A 22,333-nucleotide genomic window follows, 5' to 3' on the forward strand; every position below is an offset into this window, starting at 1 on the left:
AGAAGATATTTATTTAAATAAGGTAAGTTTTTGTATTTTAAAATCTTTTGATATAATTAATAATCGTGAAGTACTATAAAGATATGTTCGATGGGAACAAATGTTTGACAATGTATTTTTAAAGAATTATACTATTTTAGTAAATTGAAAGGATGATATATAAATGTTTGGATTAATAAGTTATGAGGAGATATATGGACATGAGGACGAGTATATCTTTATAGATGTTAGAAGCCAAAAGGAAGCCTTTGAAGAGCCTATGATAGGGTCTGTAAATATCCCAGTGCTTTTAAATGAAGAGAGAGATGTAGTCGGAACTTTATATGTTAGAGAAAGTGCAGAGGCTGCAAAAGAGCAAGGAATAGAATTCATCTCTAGAAGATTGCCTGAAATATTTAAACAAGTTCAAGAGCTTTATAGAAATAAGCATGGTAAAAAACTTGTTATTTTTTGTGCAAGAGGTGGAATGAGAAGTGGAAGTCTACATTCATTACTAAATAGTTTAGGAATAAATTGTTATAAATTAGAAGGCGGATATAAAGCATATAGAAGTTTTATAATAAATAAAATAGAAGAATTCTCAAAGGAAATTGATTTTATAGTATTATACGGAAATACTGGTGTAGGAAAAACAGAAATGCTATATAAATTAGAAGAAAAGGGATATGATGTTTTAGACTTAGAAGGATGCGCAAATCATAGAGGTTCAATTCTTGGAGGAGTTGGATTAGGTGATTGCAATACTCAAAAGAGATTTGATGCATTAGTTTATGATAAACTTAGACATAGAAATTCTAACATTGTATTTATTGAAGGAGAAAGTAAAAGAATAGGAAGAATTCTAATACCTGATCCTTTATTTGAAAAGATGTATGAAGGTGCAAAACTTAAAATAAGTGCAGATCCAGAGATTAGAGCAGAGAGATTAGTTAAGGAATATACTGCCTTTGAAAATGTAAATGAACAATTAGATGAAGCTTTAGGAGTTCTTAAAAAGCATATAAGTCAAGAAAGAGTGGAACAATATAAAGACTTAGTAGCCAAAGGTGACTATAAGAAAGTAGCCTTAGAACTTATGGAAAAATATTATGATCCTAGATATGGAACAAGTGCAAAGAAAAAAACATTTAGAAATGAATTAGAGATAAATGACATAGAAAATGAATTATTTAAATTAGAGGAAATATATAAAGAGATTTCAGAGGAATTAAGGGAGGATGTATATGAGCAATAAAAATAACAATTATGATGTTACCTCTTTAACTTCTTTAGAAAAGTTAGAACCAGTAAGAGTAAGACCAGGAATGTACATAGGTTCTACAGGAAGCAAGGGACTTCATCATTGTATATGGGAAATATTAGATAACTCTATAGACGAAATATCAAATGGATATGGAAATAAGGCTAAGGTTATTTTAAATAAAGATAAAAGTGTAACTGTAATAGATAATGGAAGAGGAATTCCTACGGGAATGCATCCAATAAAGAAAAAAACTGGTGTTGAAATGGTATTTACAGAGCTTCACACTGGTGGTAAGTTTAATAACCAAAACTATAAGACTTCTGGAGGACTTCATGGTGTTGGAGCAGCCGTTGTTAATGCCTTATCAAGATGGCTAGAAGTTGAAGTAAAACAAAATGGAAAAATATATAGACAAAGATTTGAATATGCTTATGACAAAGAGCTTAAAAAAGATATGCCAGGAACACCAGTAACTCCATTAGAAGTAGTAGGAGAATCTAAGGAAACTGGAACAAAGGTTACTTTTTTACCAGATAGAGAAGTATTTTCAACATCAGATTTTAAATTTGACATAATAGATGAAAGATTACAAGAATTAGCTTTCCAAAATAAAGGAATAAGATTAGAACTTATTGATAATAGAAAAGAAGAAAGCGTAAGTAAAGAATATTACTCTGAAAGAGGACTTTTAGACTTTATAGATTATTTAAATGAAAGTAAAACCCCTCTGCATCCAACTCCTGTTTTATTTGAAGGAGAAAAAGAAGTAAATAACATACAAATGTATGGAGAGATATGTCTTCAATTTACTGATTCAACAACAGAGAATATAGTTAGTTACGTAAATAATATTCCTACTACAGAAGCTGGTACTCATGAGACTGGTTTTAAAACAGGAATGACTCGTGCTTTTAAAGAATGGGCTAAAAAGCTTAACCTTATAAAAGAAAAAGATAAGGAATTTGAAGGTGATGATTTAAGAGAAGGTATGACAGCTATTGTCAGAATAAAAATCACAAATCCAGTCTTTGAAGGTCAAACAAAAACTAAGCTTGGAAATAATGAAGCTTACACAATGATGAATGATTTAGCTTACACTAAGTTTGGTCATTGGATAGAGGATAATAAAGAAGTTGCAACTATGATTATAAATAATGCCTTAGATGCAGCTGCTAGAAGAGAAAAAATTAAAAAGATTAATGATGCAGAGAGAAAGAAAATAGGAAAAGGAACAGCACCTTTAGCAGGAAAGGTTGCAGTATGCACATTAAAAAATAAAGAAGCTAATGAATTCATAGTAGTTGAGGGAGATTCAGCAGGTGGATCAGCTAAGCAAGCTAGAGATAGAAGATTCCAAACAATAATGCCTTCAAAAGGTAAAATAATGAATACAGAAAAACAAAAGTTAGAAAATGTTATAGCTTCTGAGGAATTAAAAATCTTTAACACTGCCATAGGTACAGGAATTTTAGATAATTATAATGAAGAAGATTTAAAATATGACAAAATAATAATAATGAGTGATGCTGACGTAGATGGATATCATATAAGAACTCTTTGGATGACATATATCTATAGATACATGAGACCTCTTATAGCTAATGGTCATCTTTATTTAGCACAACCACCTCTTTATAAAGTTGCTAAATCAGGTAAGGGTAAAGATAAGATTCTTTATGCTTATAGTGATGACGAATTAGAAGAAGTTAAAAAGAAGGTAGGAAAGGGAGCAACTATTCAAAGATTTAAAGGACTTGGAGAAATGAATCCAGACCAATTATGGGAGACAACTTTAAATCCAGAAACAAGAACTTTAGTACAAGTTACTATAGAAGATGCCGCTAAGGCTGAAAAAATGGTTTCTTTATTAATGGGTGATGTTGTTCAGCCTAGAAAGAACTATATGTATAAGTATGCTGAGTTCTAAAGGAGGAGATTAAATGGCTAAGAAGAATATTGAAATACCTAAGGATAATAATATTATTAGAATGCCTCTTGAAGAGGTTATGCCTGATAACTATTTACCTTATGCAGTAGAAGTTGCTAAGGATAGAGCACTTCCAGATGTAAGAGATGGATTAAAGCCTGTACACAGAAGAATTTTATATGGTGCATATATGTTAAAGGCTTTTCCAGATAAACCTTATTACAAATCAGCTAGAATAGTAGGGGATATACTAGGTAAATATCACCCACATGGAGATAGTTCAGTTTATGATGCCATGGTAATTCTAGCTCAAAATTTTAGTACAAGAGCTCCCCTTATTGATGGACACGGAAACTGGGGAAGTATAGATGGAGATGGAGCAGCGGCTATGAGATATACAGAGGCTAGACTTTCTAGTATATCTATGGAGATGCTTAGAGATATAGAAAAAAATGTAGTAGATATGGTTCCAAACTACTCAGATTCTGAAATGGAACCTAAGGTATTACCAGCTAGATATCCAAACCTTTTAGTAAATGGTACTTTTGGTATAGCAGTTGGACTTTCAACTAATATACCACCACATAATTTAAGAGAAGTTATAGATGGTACTTTAGCTTATATAGATAATAATGAAATTACTACTAGAGAATTAATGAATTATATAAAAGGGCCAGATCTTCCAACAGGAGGAGTTTTAATTGGTGAGAAAACTCTATTATCTGCTTATGAAACAGGTGAAGGAAAAGTAACTTTAAGAGCTAAGGCTAAAATTGAAACTTTAGAAAATGGAAGACTTGGAATAGTAATAACTGAATTCCCTTATAGAAGAAATAAGGCTAGAATACTTCAAACAATATCAGATATGACTGGTGACAAGAGACATGCTAAAGCTTTAGATGGAATAGTGGATATTAGGGATGAGTCAGATAGAACTGGTATAAGAGCCGTAATAGAATTTAAGAAGGCTGTAGATCACGATATGGCTGATAAGGTTCTTAAGTATCTTTATAAGAAAACTGATCTTCAAGGTAACATAAGCTTTAATATGGTTGCCTTAGCAGATGGAAAGCCAGAGACTATGGGATTAAAAACAATAATATCTCATTATGTAAACCATCAAAAGGATGTTGTTACAAGAAGAACAAAAAGAGAGTTAGAAGTAGCAGAAAAGAGATTCCACATAGTTGAAGGTTTCATAAAGGCTATAGGAATAATGGATGAAGTTATAGCTACAATTAGAGCTTCAAAATCAAAGAAAGATGCTCATGAGAATTTAGTTTCAAAATTTGGATTTACTGACTTACAGGCAGAGGCAATTCTAGAATTAATGCTTTATAGATTAACTGGATTAGAGATAAAAGTATTCCAAAAAGAGCATAAAGAGTTATCAAAGAAAATAAAGGCACTTAGAAAAATTTTAGAAAATGAGTCAGTTCTTTTAGGTGTTATAAAAGATGAATTAAAAGAAGTGGCTGAAGTTTATGGTGATGAAAGAAGAACTGCCTTAATAGAAGATGAAAGCGAAGCTAAGATAGATTTAGAAGAGTTAATAGTAGCAGAAGATGTTATGGTTACTCTATCAAATGAAGGATTTATAAAGAAGCTTCCTCTTAAGACTTATAATCGTTCAAATGTTGATGAAAATGAAATTGAATATAGAGAAGGAGATTATTTAAAATTCCTTATTAAATCAAATACTAAGGATACCTTAGCTATATTCACTGATAAGGGAACTGTTTATCAAATAAAATGTAATTCTGTAGCAGATAAGAAATGGAAAGATAAAGGAGAAAGACTTGAGGATTTAATAAGAGGATTAAGTTTAGAAGATGAAAAAATTATTGCTCTTGAATCAATTGAGAATTTCCTTCCAAACAAATGCTTTAAGTTTATAACTGCTAATGGATTAATAAAGAAGACTACTTTAGATAAATTTGTTACTGCTTACTCAAAGCTGATGGCTATAAAGCTTAAGAATGATGATTTATTAGCAAGTGTATCTTTAATAGATTCACAGGATGAAGAAAGATTTGTTGAAATTGAAACAACTAATGGATTAAACTTTGTTGTTTCAGAACCAGAATTAGAGTTTACAGATAGAAATATACTAGGAGTTCAATTAGTACCATTAAAGAGTGGTAACCAAATTAAGAGTATAAGATTTGTAGATAACTATGAATATAAAGAATTCATCATAGGAATAAATAAAAAGGGAAATATAAAAACTTTCAGTAATATGAATAGCAATTCTTATGAAAAGGTAAAAGTTAATTCATTTAGAAACATAATTGCTTTCTCAAATAAAGGAAAGGTATTTAAATTCCCAGCATACTTACTTCAAAATACAGAAGAAAGTAATATTTCAGATTTAGTAGATGGATTTGAAAAGGATGAAATTATAATAAAAGTAGCACCTATAAATGAGTTTGGAAAAATAGGTGAAGATTTATTTGTTTACTTCTTCTCAAGAGAAGGATTAGTTAAAAAGACATCTTTAAGAGAGTTCTTAGGAGAATTTAATAATCAAATAGCTTATAAGTTTAAAACTCCAAAGGATGAATTAGTAAATGTAGATATAAATTTTGAAAATGCTACAGTAATCTTAGTAACTAAGAATGGTATGGGAATTAAATTTTTAGCTACAGCTATTAATCCAATGGGAAGAGTAGCTTCAGGGGTAACAGGAATAAGCTTAAAAGATGATAATAAGGTTATATTTGTTAAGGTTATACCACCATCTGAAGATATTGATGATAAAACTTTAGAGGCGTATAATGACTATAAAAAAGAATTAACTAGTAATTATGAAAAACTTATTTTAGAGTCTAAGCAAAAAGAAAAGGCTGAAGTCAATATTGAAGATATTAAACTACAAAATAGAGCAGGAAGAGGAAGTAGTTTAATGATTTTAGTATTGGAAGACTATATAAGGGACGTAATTATTAAGTAGGAGGTATGGTCATGAAAAAAGTATTAGTATTTTTAGCAGAAGGTTTTGAGACTATAGAAGCATTATCTGTTGTAGATGTTTGTAATAGGGCTAAGGTAACATGTCATGCATGTAGCCTTACAGAAAATAGAACTGTTAATAGTGCTCATGGAACAATGGTGCTTTGTGATAAATTAATATCAGATAATGATTTAGAAACTTATGATGCAATTGTACTTCCAGGTGGAATGCCAGGATCAACAAATCTTAGAGATAATGAGAAAGTACAATCATTAATAAAGAAATATAATAAAGAAAATAAAATTGTGGCTGCAATATGTGCAGCTCCAATAGCTTTAGCTAAGGCTGGAGTTATTGAAGGAAAGAAGGTTACAAGTTATCCAGGGTTTAAAGAGGAACTTGGAAATGTTAATTATGTAGAAGAGGACACAGTAGTTGTGGATGGAAACATAATAACTAGTAGAGGACCTGCAACTGCCTTAGTATTTGGATTAGAAATATTAAAAAAGTTAGGATATGAAAAAGAAGCAGAGGAAATAAGAGAGGGAATGCTTATTAACTTTTTCTTAGAAAAAGAAGGTAAGTAGAACTTTTATAATTTAAAGAGAGTTGTATCAAAATAACTTACAAATAAAATTTATAAACATATTTGGAAAATTACTTAGTTAATCTAAGAAGTTTATAGTAAATATTCCATTTATAAATTTTCTTTTGAGTTTTGATACGGCTCTTTTTTTTTTTACAAGCTTATTAGGTATGTTAAAATATAATAAGATTTAATATATTTGGAGGGAAATATATGCAAAAAATAGTTTTAAATAATGGTGTTAGATTATTATATAAATTTAAAGATATAGAACATACATCTTTTTGCATAAGCTTAGAGAGCGGAGCTAATGTAGAACATAAAGATGAAATAGGAATGGCACATGCCCTAGAGCATATTTTATTTAAAGGAAATGAGAAGCTTAAGGAAGATGAGATAAATGAAAAATTAGATGATTTATTTGGATTTAATAATGCTATGACTAATTTCCCTTATGTTATTTATTATGGAACTACTGCAAAGGAAGATTTTGAAGAAGGATTTTCTTTATATGCAGATATAGTTTTAAATTCAGATCTTCAGGAATTTGGTTTTTCAGAAGAATTAAATGTTATAAAACAAGAAAGTGATGAGTGGAAAGAAGATTTAGAGCAACATGTAGAGGACCTTGCTTTAATGAATGGCTTACCAGATGAAAGAATAGGAAACTTAATAATAGGAGAAAAAAATCATATAGAAGCTATAAGTTTTCAAGGGTTAAAAGATTTTTATGAAAGAAATTATCTAAGTGAAAATATGATTGTCTCAGTTGTTTCCTCTCTTTCTTTAGAAGAAGTAAAAGAGATTGTAGAGAAAAATTTTAATAGAGCAAAGAGAGGAAAAATATCTAAATATAATTTAGAAAGAAATATTAATTGTGGCATATTCTCTAAAAAGATAGAGGGAAATACTGGGGCAAAAATATGCTGTTTATTTGATATAAATGATTTAAGTATGGAAGAGGTAACTTTACTTAAGGTATTTAATCTTTGGTTTGGTGAAGGGGTAAGCTCCGTATTATACGATGAAATTAGAACTAAGAATGGACTAGCTTATGAAGTTTATAGTGAAGTTAAGTATGAAAAGGGAATAAGATTATTTAAAATTTATTTAGGAACCTCTAAGGAAAAGGAAGAAGAAGCCTTAGGACTTATTGAAAAGTGTATATCAAAGGCTATGGATATAGAAGATTATTTAAGTGAAGAGGGATTAAATAAACTAATAAAGAGATTTAAGCTTAAAAATTCATTAGATTTAGAAAAAAGTATAGTTCTTGCTAATAGAATGGCTATATATGAAACTATGTTTAATAGAGGAGAATATATTTTTGAAGAATTAAACTTAGTTGAAAACTTAAGTTTAAAAGATATGAAAAATTTAATTAAAAGAGTTTTAAAGAAATCCATTGTGCAAATAATTAACTAAGAGGTGATGGCGTGAGAGAGCAGTGGCTACTTAAACAAAGAAAAAGAGATGAAATAGAAAATTTAAAGGAAGAATTAAATATAGATTTATTAACATCTATCCTTTTAGTGAATAGAAATATAAAAGATGAAAAAGATGCACGTGAATTTTTATTTGGTGGAATTGAAAATTTAAATAACCCTTATCTTATGAAAGATATGGAGAAAGGGGTTAAAAGGGTAAAAGAAGCCATAGAAAAGGGAGATAAAATAACCATATATGGAGATTATGATTGCGACGGTGTATCAAGTACTTCAATTCTTTATAAAGGGTTAAAAAGATGCAATGCTAACTTTAATTATCATATTCCAGATAGGGAAGATGAAGGGTATGGTATGAACTCTAAGAGAGTTAAAATTTTAAAGGAAGAGGGCACTAAGGTTATTTTAACTTGTGACAATGGAATTGCAGCCTTTGAAGAAATAGATTTAGCTGAGAATTTAGGCATGGATGTAATATTAACAGATCATCATGATATTCCTTTAGTTAAAGATGAAAATGGAGAGATAAATAAAGAAGTTCCAAAGGCTTATGCTGTTATAAATCCTAAACAAGAAGACTGTAATTATCCATTTAAATCCCTATGTGGAGCAGGAATTGCCTTTAAATTTATATGTGCATTATATAAAGAACTAGGGATTCCACAGAAGGAAGCTTTAGAATTATTAGAGATTTGTGCAATTGCTACTGTGTGTGATGTAGTTGATCTATTAGGAGAAAATAGAATAATAGTAAAAAATGGCTTAGAAATGCTTAATAATACTAAAAATAAAGGATTAATAGCTTTAAAGAAATATACAGGTCTTGAAGGAAAGGAAATGGCACAATATCACTTAGGGTTTGTTATAGGCCCTTGTATAAATGCCACTGGAAGACTTGAAACAGCTGACTTATCTGTTGAATTGCTTTTAGCTGAAGATGATGAAAGGGCAGATACTTTAGCTAAGGAGCTTTTTGAGCTTAATCAAAGAAGACAGGAATTAACTAAAGACAGCGTTGATATGGTAATAAAGCAAATAGAAGATAATAATATGGAAAATGACAAGGTTATTTTAGTTTATAATCCTTATATACATGAAAGTATTGCTGGAATTGTAGCAGGGAGAATAAAAGAAAAATATAATGTTCCTACAATAATAATGACTAAAGGAAAAGATATGCCTAAGGGATCTGCAAGGTCTATAGAGGAATATAATATTTTTGAGGAATTATCAAAATGTAAAGAGCTTATAAGCAAATTTGGAGGACATCCAATGGCTGCTGGTTTATCTGTTGAAGAAAAAAACATACCTATATTAAGAAATATGTTATTAGAAAACTGTAAATTAACAGATTATGATATAATACCAAAGGTTAGAATAGATGTTAAATTACCTTTAGAAAGTTTAAATTATGGATTAGTAGATAGTTTAGATAAGTTAGAACCCTTTGGAAAAGGAAATTCTAGCCCGCTTTTTGGAGAGAAAGATGTTAAAGTAAGCAGAGTTTGGATAATGGGAAAAGAGCAGAATGTAATTAAGTTTAGATGTAAATTAAGAAATAGTTACAAAACCATAGATGCCATAGCCTTTGGAAATAAGGTTGAGGAATTTAAAGAAGATTTTGCTAATAAATATGGAGAAGAGGAATTATTAAGAGTATTAGATGGTGGAAATTGCAACTTTAGCGTTGATTTAATTTATTACCCAAATATAAATGAGTTTAATGGGAATAAATCTATTCAAGCTAATGTAAAATACTTTAGATTATAAAATTAAAGGAGCAATATTTTAAAATATTGCTCCAATGTTTTGTATATAATTAGGCATAAATTAATCATATACAATATTAATATTTAATTTTATTTAACAGTAGACTTTAATAGGTTCAGGTTAAATTCCTTTTTCGTATTGTTCTACCATTCTTTTAACCATTTCTCCACCAACGCTTCCGCATTGTTTAGAACTTAAATCTCCATTGTAATCTGAGAATGGTACTCCCATTTCAGCTGCTACTTCATTTTTGAATTTTGATAATCCGTTTTTTGCTTCTGGTACTAAATGTTGTGACATTTTTCATTCCTCCTTAGTTATTAATTGAGTTTGTATTACTATTAATTGAGTTTGCATTTATATATTGTGCAGAATAGAGTAAAATATGAGAGGGAATTATAGGAGTTATTACAAAAAAATATTTATAAAACCATAGTTTATTTAAAATATTATAAAATCACATTTTATTAAGGGAGTTGATTTTTTGAAAAAGTATAAAATAATTATGACTGGTGGAGGTTCTGCAGGTCATGTTACCCCAAATTTAGCTTTAGTTCCTAAATTAAAAGAGTTAGGGTTTGAAATAAAATATATAGGAAGTAAAAATGGTATAGAAAAAGAAATAATAACTAAGGAAAATATACCTTATTATTCAATATCATCAGGTAAGCTTAGAAGATATTTTGATATAAAAAACTTTACAGATCCTTTTAAAGTATTAAAAGGTGTTATGGATGCCTCAAGAATACTTTCAAAAGAAAAACCAGATGTTATATTTTCAAAGGGTGGATTTGTTACAGTACCTGTAGTAATAGCAGCCTCAATGAAAAAAATTCCTGTGGTATCTCATGAATCAGATTTAACCCCTGGATTAGCAAATAAAATAGCATCACCATTTTGTGATACCCTGTGTGTTACATTCCCAGAAAGTTTAAAATATATAAAGGATAATAAAGGGGAATTAACAGGAACTCCAATAAGAGAAGACCTTTTAAAGGGAGACAAAGAAAGAGGAAGAAAGTTCTGTAACTTCAAAGAAAATAAAAAAGTTCTTATGATAATTGGTGGTAGTTTAGGTTCAAAAGTTATAAATGAAAGCGTTAGAAAAATTTTAAATGAGATATTAAAAGAATATAATGTTATACATTTATGTGGAAAAGGAAACTTAGATGAATCATTAAAGAACTTAGATGGATATAGACAATATGAGTATATATCAGAGGAACTTCCAGATTTAATGGCTTTAGCAGATTTAGTTATATCTAGAGCAGGAGCAAATACAATATTTGAATTATTAGCTCTTAGAAAGTTAAATATATTAATACCTTTATCAGCTAATGCTTCAAGAGGAGATCAAGTTTTAAATGCTAATTCCTTTGAAAAGAGTGGATATTCTATGGTCATAAAAGAAGAAGAGCTTAATTCAGAATTATTATTAAAATCAATAAAGGATTTAGAAAAAAATAGAGAAAAGTACTTAAATTCCATGAAAATGAGCAAAATAGGCAATGGTGTTAATAATATCATAGATATAATAAAAAAATCGGCACATATGTAAATTTTTATAGTTAATTCTTAGCATATGGTAGAAGTTTTACAAGAATTAAGAATAAACTATAAAAATATGTTTCAAAATATCGGAATATGAAACTTGAAAAATTTCTGTCAAAGAGTATAATTATTAATGTCGAGTAAAATTAGTTTTGTATCAAATAATATTGGGCTTTAAGATAAAATATATTATCAAGTATAAGAGGTGTTTTTATGAGTAAAGTATCAGTAATATATTGGAGCAATGGTGGAAATGTTGAAGTATTAGCAAACACTATTGCAGATGAGTTAACAGATTTAGGAGCAGAGGTTTTAATAAAACATGTTTCAAACGCTAAAGTAGAAGATGTGCTAGAAGCCGATGCAGTAGCTTTAGGCAGCCCTTCAATGGATAATAATAGAATAGAACAATACGATATGGAACCATTTGTTAATCAATTCAAATTAACTCCAAATAACAACAAAAAAATGATCTTATTTGGATCATATGGTTGGGATAATGGAGAATTCATGGTTGAATGGGTTAAAAGAATGAAAGATTATGGATTCGACGTTGTTGGTAGCTTAGCTGTAAATGAATCACCAAACGATGATGAAATTAATTCAGCAAAAGAATTAGCAAAAAAATTAATAAAATAATACTTATGCTAATAAGTAATTTTAATTAATTACTTTAAATATATTATAATTTTTAAGATTTTAATTTATATATCTACAAAATTAATGAAAGAGAGGTCATCTCAATGGCAATGAGAAAAATGAAAACTATGGATGGTAACACAGCTGCCGCTTATATATCATATGCGTTCACTGATGTTGCAGCAATATTCCCTATCACTCCATCATCACCAATGGCAGAGTGGGTTGATGAAAACAGTGCAAGAGGATTAAAGAACATATTTGGTCAACCTGTAAAAGTAATGGAAATGCAATCAGAAGCAGGTGCTGCTGGAGCAGTTCACGGTTCATTACAAGCTGGAGCTTTAACTACTACTTACACAGCTTCACAAGGTTTATTATTAATGATACCAAACATGTACAAAATAGCTGGTGAATTATTACCATCAGTATTCCATGTATCAGCTAGAGCATTAGCTACTTCAGCATTAAACATCTTCGGTGATCACCAAGACGTTATGGCTGCAAGACAAACTGGATTCGCTATGTTAGCAGAAGGATCAGTTCAAGAGGTTATGGATTTATCAGCAGTTGCTCACTTAGCAGCTCTTAAAGCTAGAATACCTTTCGTAAACTTCTTCGATGGATTCAGAACATCACATGAAATACAAAAAGTTGAACTTTTACAATACGATGAATTAAAAGAATTAGTAGATATGGAAGCTGTAGAAGAGTTCAGAAGAAGAGCTCTTAACCCTAACAAGCCTGTTACAAGAGGTACAGCTCAAAACCCAGACATCTACTTCCAAGAAAGAGAAGCAGTAAACAAATTCTACGATGCAGTTCCAGAAATAGTTGAGAGCTACATGAAAGAAATCACTAAGTTAACTGGTAGAGAGTACAACTGTTTCGATTACTATGGAGCAGCAGATGCTGAAAGAGTTATCGTAGCTATGGGATCAGTTACTGACTTAATAGAAGAAACTGTAGACTACTTAAACGCTAAAGGAGAAAAAGTTGGTTTAATCAAAGTAAGATTATTCAGACCATTCTCAAATGAAAGATTAATAAAAGCAATGCCAAAAACTGTTAAAAAGGTTGCTGTTTTAGATAGAACTAAAGAACCAGGTGCTGCAGGAGAACCTCTATACTTAGAAGTTAAAAATGCATTCTACGGATTAGAAAATGCTCCTGTAATAGTTGGTGGTAGATTCGGATTAGGATCAAAAGATACTGTACCAGCTGATATCGTTGCTGTTTACGAAAACTTAAATAAAGAGGATGCTAAAAATGGATTCACTTTATCAATAGTTGATGACGTAACTAACACTTCATTAGAACCAGTTGGAGACATAGATACTACTCCAGAAGGAACTAAAGCTTGTAAGTTCTGGGGATTAGGATCAGACGGAACAGTTGGAGCTAACAAGAGTGCTATCAAAATCATCGGAGACCATACTGACATGTATGCTCAAGGATACTTTGCATATGACTCTAAAAAATCAGGTGGGGTTACAATTTCTCACTTAAGATTCGGTAAACAACCAATAAAATCACCTTACTTAATAAACAAAGCTGATTTCGTTGCTTGTCATAACCAATCATATGTTAACAAATACTTCGTTTTAGATGGATTAAAGAAAAACGGAACATTCTTATTAAACACTATCTGGACTCCAGAAGAAGTTGCTGAACATTTACCAGCAAGCTATAAGAGATTCTTAGCTGAAAACAACATTAAGTTCTATACTTTAAATGCTGTTAAGATAGCTCAAGAAGTTGGATTAGGTGGAAGAATCAACATGATCATGCAATCAGCATTCTTCAAACTAGCTAACATAATACCAGTAGAAGACGCAGTTAAATACTTAAAAGATGCTGTTGTAACTTCATACGGTAAAAAAGGTGAAAAAGTTGTTAACATGAACCACGCTGCTATAGACAAAGGAATCGACGCTATCGTTGAAATCACTGTTCCAGCTGAGTGGGCTAACGCTAAAGATGAAGTTGTTGAAGCTAAAGAAGTTCCAGCATTCATCAAAAACATTGTTGAACCAATGAACAGATTAGAAGGAGATAAACTTCCTGTATCAGCATTCAACGGAATGGAAGATGGTACTTTCGAACCAGGTACTGCTGCATACGAAAAGAGAGGAATCGGTATAAACATACCAGAATGGATAGCAGACAACTGTATCCAATGTAACCAATGTGCTTACGTTTGTCCTCATGCTACAATAAGACCATTCTTATTAACTGAGGAAGAAGCTAAAAATGCTCCTGCTTCAACTAAGTTAGTTGCTGCTAAAGCATTAAAAACTGAAGAGCCAATGCAATTCACTATGGCTGTAAGTACTTTAGACTGTACTGGATGTGGAAACTGTGCTCAAGTTTGTCCTGCTAAGGAAAAAGCTTTAGTTATGAAACCACAACATACTCAAGAAGATCAAATAGAAGCTTGGGATTACTGTGTAAATGATGTTGCACCTAAGAAAAACCCAATGAACAAAAACACAGTTAAAGGTAGCCAATTCGAGCAACCATTATTCGAGTTCTCAGGAGCTTGTGCTGGATGTGGAGAAACTCCATATGCTAAACTTATAACTCAATTATTCGGAGATAGAATGATGATAGCTAACGCTACTGGATGTTCATCAATCTGGGGTGGATCAGCTCCTTCAACTCCATACACAACTAACCACAATGGTCATGGACCAGCTTGGGCTAACTCATTATTCGAGGACAACGCTGAATTCGGATTAGGTATGTTCTTAGGAGTTAAAGCTATAAGAGAAAGATTAGTTGATCTTGCTGGAAAAGCAATTGAAGCTGGTGTTAAACCAGAAGCTAAAGAAGCTTTAGAAGCTTGGATAGCTGAAGTTGACAACGGAGAAGGAACTAGAGATAGAGCTGACGCTGTTGTAGCTGCATTACAAGGTGAAACTAACGAGTTCGCTAAAGAAATATTAAAAGATCAAGACTACTTAGCTAAGAGATCACAATGGATCTTCGGTGGAGACGGATGGGCTTACGACATCGGTTACGGTGGAGTTGACCACGTTTTAGCTAGTGGAGAAGATGTAAACATACTTGTTATGGATACAGAAATCTACTCAAATACTGGTGGTCAGGCTTCTAAATCAACTCCAACTGCTGCTATCGCTAAATTCGCTGCTGCAGGTAAGAGAACTAAGAAGAAAGATTTAGGAATGATGGCTATGAGCTATGGTTATGTATATGTTGCTCAAATAGCTATGGGTGCAGATAAGAACCAAACTCTTAAAGCTATAGCTGAAGCTGAAGCATACAAAGGACCATCATTAATAATAGCTTACGCTCCATGTATCAGCCACGGATTAAAAGCTGGTATGGGTAACTCTCAATTAGAAGAGAAGAGAGCTGTTGAATGCGGATACTGGGCTATGTATAGATTCAACCCAATGTTAAAAGAAACTGGTAAGAATCCATTCTCATTAGACTCTAAAGAACCAACTGGTGATTTCAGAGAATTCATAATGGGAGAAGTTAGATACGCTGCATTAGCAAAAGCATTCCCAGAAGCTGCTGAAGCTTTATTCGAAAAGACTGAAAGAGATGCTAAAGAAAGATTAGAAAACTACAAAAAACTTGCTGCAAACTAGTAAGTAGTAGATAACTAATTACGTTTAATATATATTGATTGAAGTATAAAGTAATATAAGAGTTAGAGTATTTATGCTCTAACTCTTATTTTTTTGTTTAAATTTATTTTCATATGATAAGTGTATTGGGGTTATATAATTAAGAAAGATAATTTATAAAGTAAAAATAATTAATAATCTATTTTTATAAAAGATAAAACTATAAATATCAATTTAAAATAAGAATTAAATATCTTTGTATAGATATGAATATTAATAATTTTGTATAGGGATAAATATTAATAATTTTTAAATATAAAATTATTATATGGTCAATTAGAAAAAATAAAATTTTAAATAAATAAATATTCTTTTTTATATTTATTCAATAAATTTTTAATAAAATGTTAATTAAATAACTCTCTTGATGATATTAAGTTAAAGAGGAAGAAAATAAAAGAAAATTGAAGTATTTTAGAGAAAAATAAAATTAATAGAATAAATTAATAATTAATACAGAAAAATGAAAGAATGAAACTTTTGAATAAATTGTTAACAAAGGTTATTATTTAAATATAGTTGGTAGCTATTATTCAAGACAAAAATTTAGAGCGTGATAAATTTTTGTCTTAGGTAATAGTTGTTAATTGTTAAAGCTTAAGTATTAAACTTAAGTTTCTAAAATTATAAATTAAACAATAACAACAGAGGAGGCGTTTATTATGCCAAGTAAATCAAGTGCAAATGCAAAAACACTTACTTTGTTTGGGTTCTTTGCTATGACAGCATCAATGGTAATGACAGTATATGAATACCCTACATTTGCAACATCAGGATTTCATTTAGTATTTTTCTTAATCGTAGGCGGACTTTTATGGTTCTTACCAGTTGCATTATGTGCAGCAGAAATGGCAACTGTAGATGGATGGGAAGAAGGCGGTATCTTTGCTTGGGTAGGTAATACTTTAGGTGAAAGATGGGGATTCGCAGCGATCTTCTTCCAATGGTTCCAAATAACAGTTGGATTTGTTACAATGATTTATTTTATATTAGGGGCTCTATCTTATGTGCTAAATTGGCCAGCATTAAATAGTAATCCATTAATAAAATTTATAGGTGTTTTAATCATATTCTGGGGATTAACTTTCTCACAATTTGGAGGAACTAAAAATACAGCTAAAATAGCTAAAGCAGGATTTGTTTTCGGAGTTGTAGTTCCAGCAATTATATTATTTATATTAGGTATAATGTACATAGCAAAAGGTAATCCAGTACACGTTGATTTAAGTGCACATGCTCTTATACCTGACTTTACAAAGGTAAATACATTAGTTGTATTCGTATCATTTATATTAGCATACATGGGAGTTGAAGCATCAGCATCACATGTTAATAAATTAGAAAATGCAAGCAAAAACTATCCATTAGCTATGTTTATACTTGTTGTATTAGCAATAGTTCTTAATACAGTAGGTGGTTTAACAGTAGCAGCAGTTATTCCTGCTGAGCAATTAAACTTAAGTGCTGGTGTTGTTCAAACATTCCATCAATTAGTAGTTGTAAACTTAGGTGAAAGTTTTGATTGGATAACAAGAATAGTAGCTTTACTATTAGCTTTAGGAGTTATGGCAGAAGTAAGTTCATGGGTTGTAGGTCCTTCAGAAGGTATGTATGCAGCAGCTAAAAAAGGATTATTACCTAAAAAATTAACTGAAGTTAATAATCATGAAGTTCCAGTTCCATTAGTATTAGTTCAAGGTTTAGTAGTTACTATATGGGCAGCTGTTTTAACATTTGGCGGTGGTGGAAATAACGTTTCATTCCTTACTGCAATATCATTAACAGTTGTTATATACTTAGTTGGATATTTATTATTCTTCATAGGATATATTATTTTAATATTAAAACATGGAGATTTAAAACGTGCTTATCATGTACCAGGTGGAAAAACATTTAAGATGATAGTAGCAATAGCAGGATTCGCTGTATCAGTATTTGCTTTAGTTATTTCATTCGTACCACCATCACAATTAACAGGAAAAAGTGTATCAGAATATTTAACTATACTATCAATAAGTTTCATAGTAACAGTTTTAATTCCATTTATAATTTATGCTTTACATGATAAATGGAATAAATAGCAGAAATAAATTAGAGTTATATTTGAAGTAGCCTAAAAGTATAGGCTACTTCAAACATTTTATAGAGAAATAATTAAAAGTTTTGAAATTTTAACTATGTAATAAAAGAGGTGAGAGGTATGAATTATTATATAAGCATATTATTTAGAGCCATACCATTATTAATGGGAATAATATGCCTTACTTATGGATCATACATATATACACTTGGAGATAAATTTGGCAATGGATATATAATAGCTAGTCATGTAATAATATTTTTTACTGCCATATGTATAGCTTTATTTACTACAGCAGCAACAATAATAAGACAATTAATAAATAAATATAATTCATTTTTTAAGTTTATTCTCCCTACCATTGGATATTTATGTGCAGCCATAAGCATGGTAGGAGGATTGTATTTTGCTTTAAACAATGGAGGAAATCCTGCATATTTTGTGGCTGGAAACATAGGCTTTGGTGTGGGACTGATATCATGTTGTGTATCTACAGTGGCATTATCATCAACAAAGTTTTTGCTTATACCAAGTAATAGTAAAAATTTAAAAGAAGGTGAAAAACCTAAGGGATGTTTTAGTAAAGAAATGTCCTATGTACTTATAGCTATTCCTATAATATGCACTTTAATAGGACTAATATTTTCATTTAATCTCTTAAGACATACAGATAAGGTACCTAGTTTGGTAGCTGGATTTGTACTATTTGGCATATCTTTAGTTTGTGGAAGTTTAATATCATTAGTAGCTAGTGTTTGTAGACAAATACAAAATACTTTTACTAGTAAGGAGCGTTGGAAATGGTCTATATTAGTTATTGTATTAGGAAGTATAAACCTTATATTAGGAGTATGTGTGCTTTTATTTAGTAAAAATCAAACTTTTATAGCACCGGGATATGTATTAATAGGTTTAGGGTTAGTATGCTATAGTATTTCAAGTAAGGTATTATTACTTGCTTCAGTGTGGAGAAGAAAGAGCAAGTTATCTAAGAGAATTCCTTTAATACCTGTTATAACAGCCTTAGCTTGTTTATTTTTATCAGCATATTTATCAGAGGCTGAATTAGTTAACATGGCATATTTTGTACCAGCCCATGTCATGGTTGGATTAGGAGCTATATGCTTCACATTATTCTCCATAGTGTCAATATTAGAGAGTGGTACATCAAATTAAATTTATGTATTTTATGGAAGTGAATTTTTAAGGATTCACTTCTTTTTTTATAAATATTTAATGAAAATAAAGGTTTATAAATATTGAATCTATTAAGGTGTTATTGAAAAGAAATTTTTTACTTAAATATTTAATAAAATGTTAATGAAATATAAATTTTAAAATATATTTTATATAAGGATATATTTAATCAACATTTTGTTATATATGCATTATTTTATTAAAATATGAAATAATAAGTTTGTTTGAAATAAAATAATTAAAAATATGGAGCTTATTTTAAGTATTTATTAATAAAAATCATTCTAAAATATTTTATAGAGAAAAAAAGAGGAAATTGAAGAAATTAAGAGCATTAGAGAGAAAATTTAAATGTTAATAAATAAATAATAAAATATTAACAAAATGTAACGAATTGACGAATTTAAATATTATACCAAAAGGTGTATTATATAAATAACTTGATGAGGTAGTCATTAAGGCAATATAGATAAAATGATTTATATAACTAAAAATTACTCTTAATTTCTTGAAAGTTATGAAGAGATTAAGAGTGGTTTTTAGCTAAATTAGGAGGTATTTAAAATGCTTTTTGGAAAAAATGAATTAGGTAGTCAATTTGAAACACCAATATTTGGTACTGTGGAAAGTAATGAATCTATTCCTAAATATGAATTAGCTAAAAAATCAATTGCACCTCAAGTTGCATATAGATTAATTAAGGATGACTTACTAGATGAAGGTAATGCTCGTCAAAACTTATGTACTTTCTGTCAAACTTACATGGATGATGAAGCTGTAAAATTAATGGCGGAAACATTAGAAAAAAATGCTATAGATAAATCAGAATATCCTCAAACAACTGATTTAGAAAATCGTTGTGTAAATATATTAGCAGATTTATGGCATGCACCAAAGGATGAAAGTTTCATGGGAACTTCAACAGTTGGATCATCAGAAGCTTGTATGCTTGGTGGTATGGCTATGAAATTTAGATGGAGAAATAGAGCTAAAGCTTTAGGTATGGATGTTACATCAAGAAAACCAAACTTAGTAATTTCTTCAGGATACCAAGTATGTTGGGAAAAATTCTGTGTTTACTGGGATATAGAAATGAGATTAGTTCCAATGGACGAAGAACATATGAGCATAAATGTAGATAAAGTTTTAGACTATGTTGATGATTATACAATTGGTGTAGTTGGAATACTAGGAATTACTTACACTGGTAAATATGATGATATTAAAGCATTAGATAAAAAACTTGAAGAGTATAATAAAACTGCAAAATTAACAGTTCCAATGCATATAGATGCTGCTTCAGGTGGTATGTTTGCTCCATTTATAGAACCAGAACTAGAGTGGGACTTCAGACTTAAAAACGTTGTTTCAATAAGTACATCAGGTCATAAATATGGACTAGTTTATCCTGGTATAGGTTGGGTATTATGGAGAGATAAAGAATACTTACCACAAGAATTAGTATTTGACGTAAGCTACTTAGGAGGAAAAATACCAACAATGGCAATTAACTTCTCAAGATCAGCTAGCCAAATTATAGGTCAATATTATAACTTCTTAAGATATGGATTTGAAGGATATAGACAAATACATCAAAGAACAAAAGATGTTGCTATGTTCTTAGCATCTGAACTTGAAAAAACTGGATTATTCCAAATATACAATAATGGTGAAAACTTACCAATAGTTTGTTATAAATTAAGAGATGATGTAAATGTTGATTGGACATTATATGATCTAGCAGATAGATTATTAATGAAAGGATGGCAAGTACCAGCTTACCCATTACCAGCAGACTTACAAGATACAATAATTCAAAGAATTGTTTGTCGTGCTGACCTTAGCCATAATTTAGCTGAATTATACTTAAGAGACTTAAAAGCAGCTATAGAAGATTTAAATAACGCAAGAGTTTTAAATCAAAAATCTAAAACAGGAGTACAAGGATTTACTCACTAGTATATAATAAAAAACTCTCCTTAAAGTAAAAACTTTAGGAGAGTTTTTTCTATTAAGAAGTATATTTACTAGAAATATTATTTTCTATTGATTATAATATTATATTATGTTAAGAATATAATTAAAGATTATAAAGAAAATGCTTTTATTATTTTGTATTTAAGGTTACAATTAATATAAAGTAAATTTTCCACAAGGGAGGAAAGATTATGTCAGATAAAGATTTAAACAAATGCTGCGGAGGTAACTGTGGTTGCGGAAGCGAAAAAGAAGAAAAGCATGAAGGATGCGGATGTGGTGGACACGGTCACGATCATGGACATGACCATCATGAAGGATGCGGATGCGAAGATGAACATTTAGAGCATTTCGTTGTAGATTTAGAAGATGAAGAAGGAAACACAATAACTTGTGATGTTATTGATGCTTTTGAATATAAAGATGAAGAGTACGTTTTAGTACAACATCCTGATGAATCAGTTTACCTATTCAAATCTCAAGGTGAAGAAGGAGAATTAGTTCTTCCTTCAGAAGAAGAGTTTGATGAAGTTGTTAAATTCTACGAAGAAAATGTAGCTGAATAATAAAAAAAAGATGATGTTTTACATCATCTTTTTTTTAGTTTATAATATTTTTTATAAATTTTATTTGAAGTGTGGTGTATGACATGGAGAAATTAGCTATATTTGATGTTGATTTTACTTTAACTAGTAAGGAAACTTTACTACAGTTATTTAAATTTTTAATAAAAGAAGATAAGAAAAACTTAAAATTTTTACCAAGGGCTGCTTTTTCAGGACTTATGTATGGATTAAAGTTTTATGATGAAAAAAAGGTTAAGCAATCATTTCTTAAATTTATAGATGGAGTAGAGGAGAAGGATTTAAAAATCCTTGTGAAAAAATATTATGATGAGGTTTTAAGTAAGATAATTTATAAAGATTCTATTGATATGATGAAAAAGTTAAAATCAGAAGGATATAAAATTTACTTAATATCAGCTTCGCCAGAATTTTATTTAAATGAACTTTATAATATAAAAGAAGTGGATGTTATAATAGGAACAAGGTTCTCATTTAATGAAGGAAAGTTTGAAAGAAAAATGGTAGGGGAGAACTGCAAAGGGGAAGAAAAGGTTAGAAGACTTAAGGAATACTTACAAGAAAATAATATAGAGGTAGATTATAAAAATTCATATATGTTTTCAGATTCCCTTTCAGATAAACCTTTATTAGATCTAGTAGGAAATGGCTACTTAATAAATTATAAGAAAAATAATAAGGATTATAAGATTTTAAATTGGAAATAAAAAGCAATCTCTATT

15 protein-coding genes are annotated in these 22,333 nt (G+C 30.0%); 14 read left to right on the forward strand and 1 reads right to left on the reverse strand.

Annotated elements, in window-relative coordinates; translation table 11 throughout:
* Positions 1-163 precede the first annotated feature (163 nt).
* From mnmH to recJ, 6 genes are all read left to right on the forward strand, one after another.
* The gene (gene mnmH, locus I6G60_RS04985; RefSeq protein ID WP_003454987.1) at positions 164-1,234 is read left to right on the forward strand and encodes a tRNA 2-selenouridine(34) synthase MnmH; all 1,071 of its coding nucleotides are present in this window, start codon (positions 164-166) and stop codon (positions 1,232-1,234) included.
* The gene (locus I6G60_RS04990; protein WP_003451434.1) at positions 1,224-3,170 is read left to right on the forward strand and encodes a DNA gyrase/topoisomerase IV subunit B; all 1,947 of its coding nucleotides are present in this window, start codon (positions 1,224-1,226) and stop codon (positions 3,168-3,170) included. Before mnmH ends, I6G60_RS04990 begins: the two co-directional genes overlap by 11 nt.
* A gap of 13 nt (positions 3,171-3,183) precedes the next feature.
* Positions 3,184-6,123 (forward strand): DNA topoisomerase IV subunit A, encoded by a 2,940-nt coding sequence (locus I6G60_RS04995; protein ID WP_197925638.1) that lies wholly within the window; start codon positions 3,184-3,186, stop codon positions 6,121-6,123.
* Between the two features lie 11 nt (positions 6,124-6,134).
* Positions 6,135-6,710, forward strand: coding sequence for a DJ-1 family glyoxalase III (locus tag I6G60_RS05000; RefSeq protein WP_004457853.1), 576 nt, complete (start codon positions 6,135-6,137; stop codon positions 6,708-6,710).
* A 212-nt stretch (positions 6,711-6,922) separates the two neighbouring features.
* A complete protein-coding gene (locus I6G60_RS05005) occupies positions 6,923-8,134 on the forward strand; it encodes a M16 family metallopeptidase (protein WP_011591041.1) in 1,212 nt (403 codons plus the stop codon).
* Positions 8,135-8,145: 11 nt separating this feature from the next.
* Positions 8,146-9,924 carry a single-stranded-DNA-specific exonuclease RecJ gene (gene recJ / locus I6G60_RS05010; protein ID WP_011591040.1) on the forward strand — a complete coding sequence of 593 codons (1,779 nt, stop codon included), beginning with the start codon at positions 8,146-8,148 and terminating at the stop codon, positions 9,922-9,924.
* A gap of 120 nt (positions 9,925-10,044) precedes the next feature.
* On the opposite strand, the gene I6G60_RS05015 is transcribed toward recJ, so the two are convergent.
* Positions 10,045-10,224: an alpha/beta-type small acid-soluble spore protein gene (locus I6G60_RS05015; RefSeq protein WP_003451068.1), complete on the reverse strand. Its 180-nt coding sequence runs from the start codon at positions 10,222-10,224 to the stop codon at positions 10,045-10,047.
* 184 nt (positions 10,225-10,408) lie between these two features.
* On the opposite strand from I6G60_RS05015, the gene I6G60_RS05020 reads away from it, so the two are divergent.
* The 8 genes from I6G60_RS05020 to I6G60_RS05055 all read left to right on the forward strand — a co-directional run bounded on the left by I6G60_RS05020 (position 10,409) and on the right by I6G60_RS05055 (position 22,318).
* Positions 10,409-11,482: an undecaprenyldiphospho-muramoylpentapeptide beta-N-acetylglucosaminyltransferase gene (locus I6G60_RS05020; RefSeq protein WP_003451085.1), complete on the forward strand. Its 1,074-nt coding sequence runs from the start codon at positions 10,409-10,411 to the stop codon at positions 11,480-11,482.
* Between the two features lie 206 nt (positions 11,483-11,688).
* Positions 11,689-12,114 carry a flavodoxin gene (locus tag I6G60_RS05025; RefSeq protein WP_003451301.1) on the forward strand — a complete coding sequence of 142 codons (426 nt, stop codon included), beginning with the start codon at positions 11,689-11,691 and terminating at the stop codon, positions 12,112-12,114.
* Positions 12,115-12,224: 110 nt separating this feature from the next.
* On the forward strand, positions 12,225-15,734 hold the full coding sequence (gene nifJ, locus I6G60_RS05030; RefSeq protein WP_025647475.1) for a pyruvate:ferredoxin (flavodoxin) oxidoreductase: 3,510 nt from the start codon (positions 12,225-12,227) through the stop codon (positions 15,732-15,734).
* Positions 15,735-16,435: 701 nt separating this feature from the next.
* Complete coding sequence (gene gadC, locus I6G60_RS05035; RefSeq protein WP_003454789.1) at positions 16,436-17,854, forward strand: glutamate:gamma-aminobutyrate antiporter; 1,419 nt, start codon at positions 16,436-16,438, stop codon at positions 17,852-17,854.
* Between the two features lie 119 nt (positions 17,855-17,973).
* Positions 17,974-19,029, forward strand: a complete 1,056-nt coding sequence (locus I6G60_RS05040) for a DUF2776 domain-containing protein (protein ID WP_011591039.1) — start codon at positions 17,974-17,976, stop codon at positions 19,027-19,029.
* Positions 19,030-19,614: 585 nt separating this feature from the next.
* Complete coding sequence (locus tag I6G60_RS05045) at positions 19,615-21,009, forward strand: glutamate decarboxylase (RefSeq protein ID WP_003455061.1); 1,395 nt, start codon at positions 19,615-19,617, stop codon at positions 21,007-21,009.
* Positions 21,010-21,218: 209 nt separating this feature from the next.
* Complete coding sequence (locus I6G60_RS05050) at positions 21,219-21,593, forward strand: DUF1292 domain-containing protein (protein WP_138329810.1); 375 nt, start codon at positions 21,219-21,221, stop codon at positions 21,591-21,593.
* Positions 21,594-21,676: 83 nt separating this feature from the next.
* The gene (locus tag I6G60_RS05055; protein WP_003454832.1) at positions 21,677-22,318 is read left to right on the forward strand and encodes an HAD-IB family hydrolase; all 642 of its coding nucleotides are present in this window, start codon (positions 21,677-21,679) and stop codon (positions 22,316-22,318) included.
* Positions 22,319-22,333 lie beyond the last annotated feature (15 nt).

Source organism: Clostridium perfringens (assembly GCF_016027375.1).
In the GTDB taxonomy this organism is placed as follows: Bacteria; Bacillota; Clostridia; order Clostridiales; family Clostridiaceae; genus Sarcina; species Sarcina perfringens.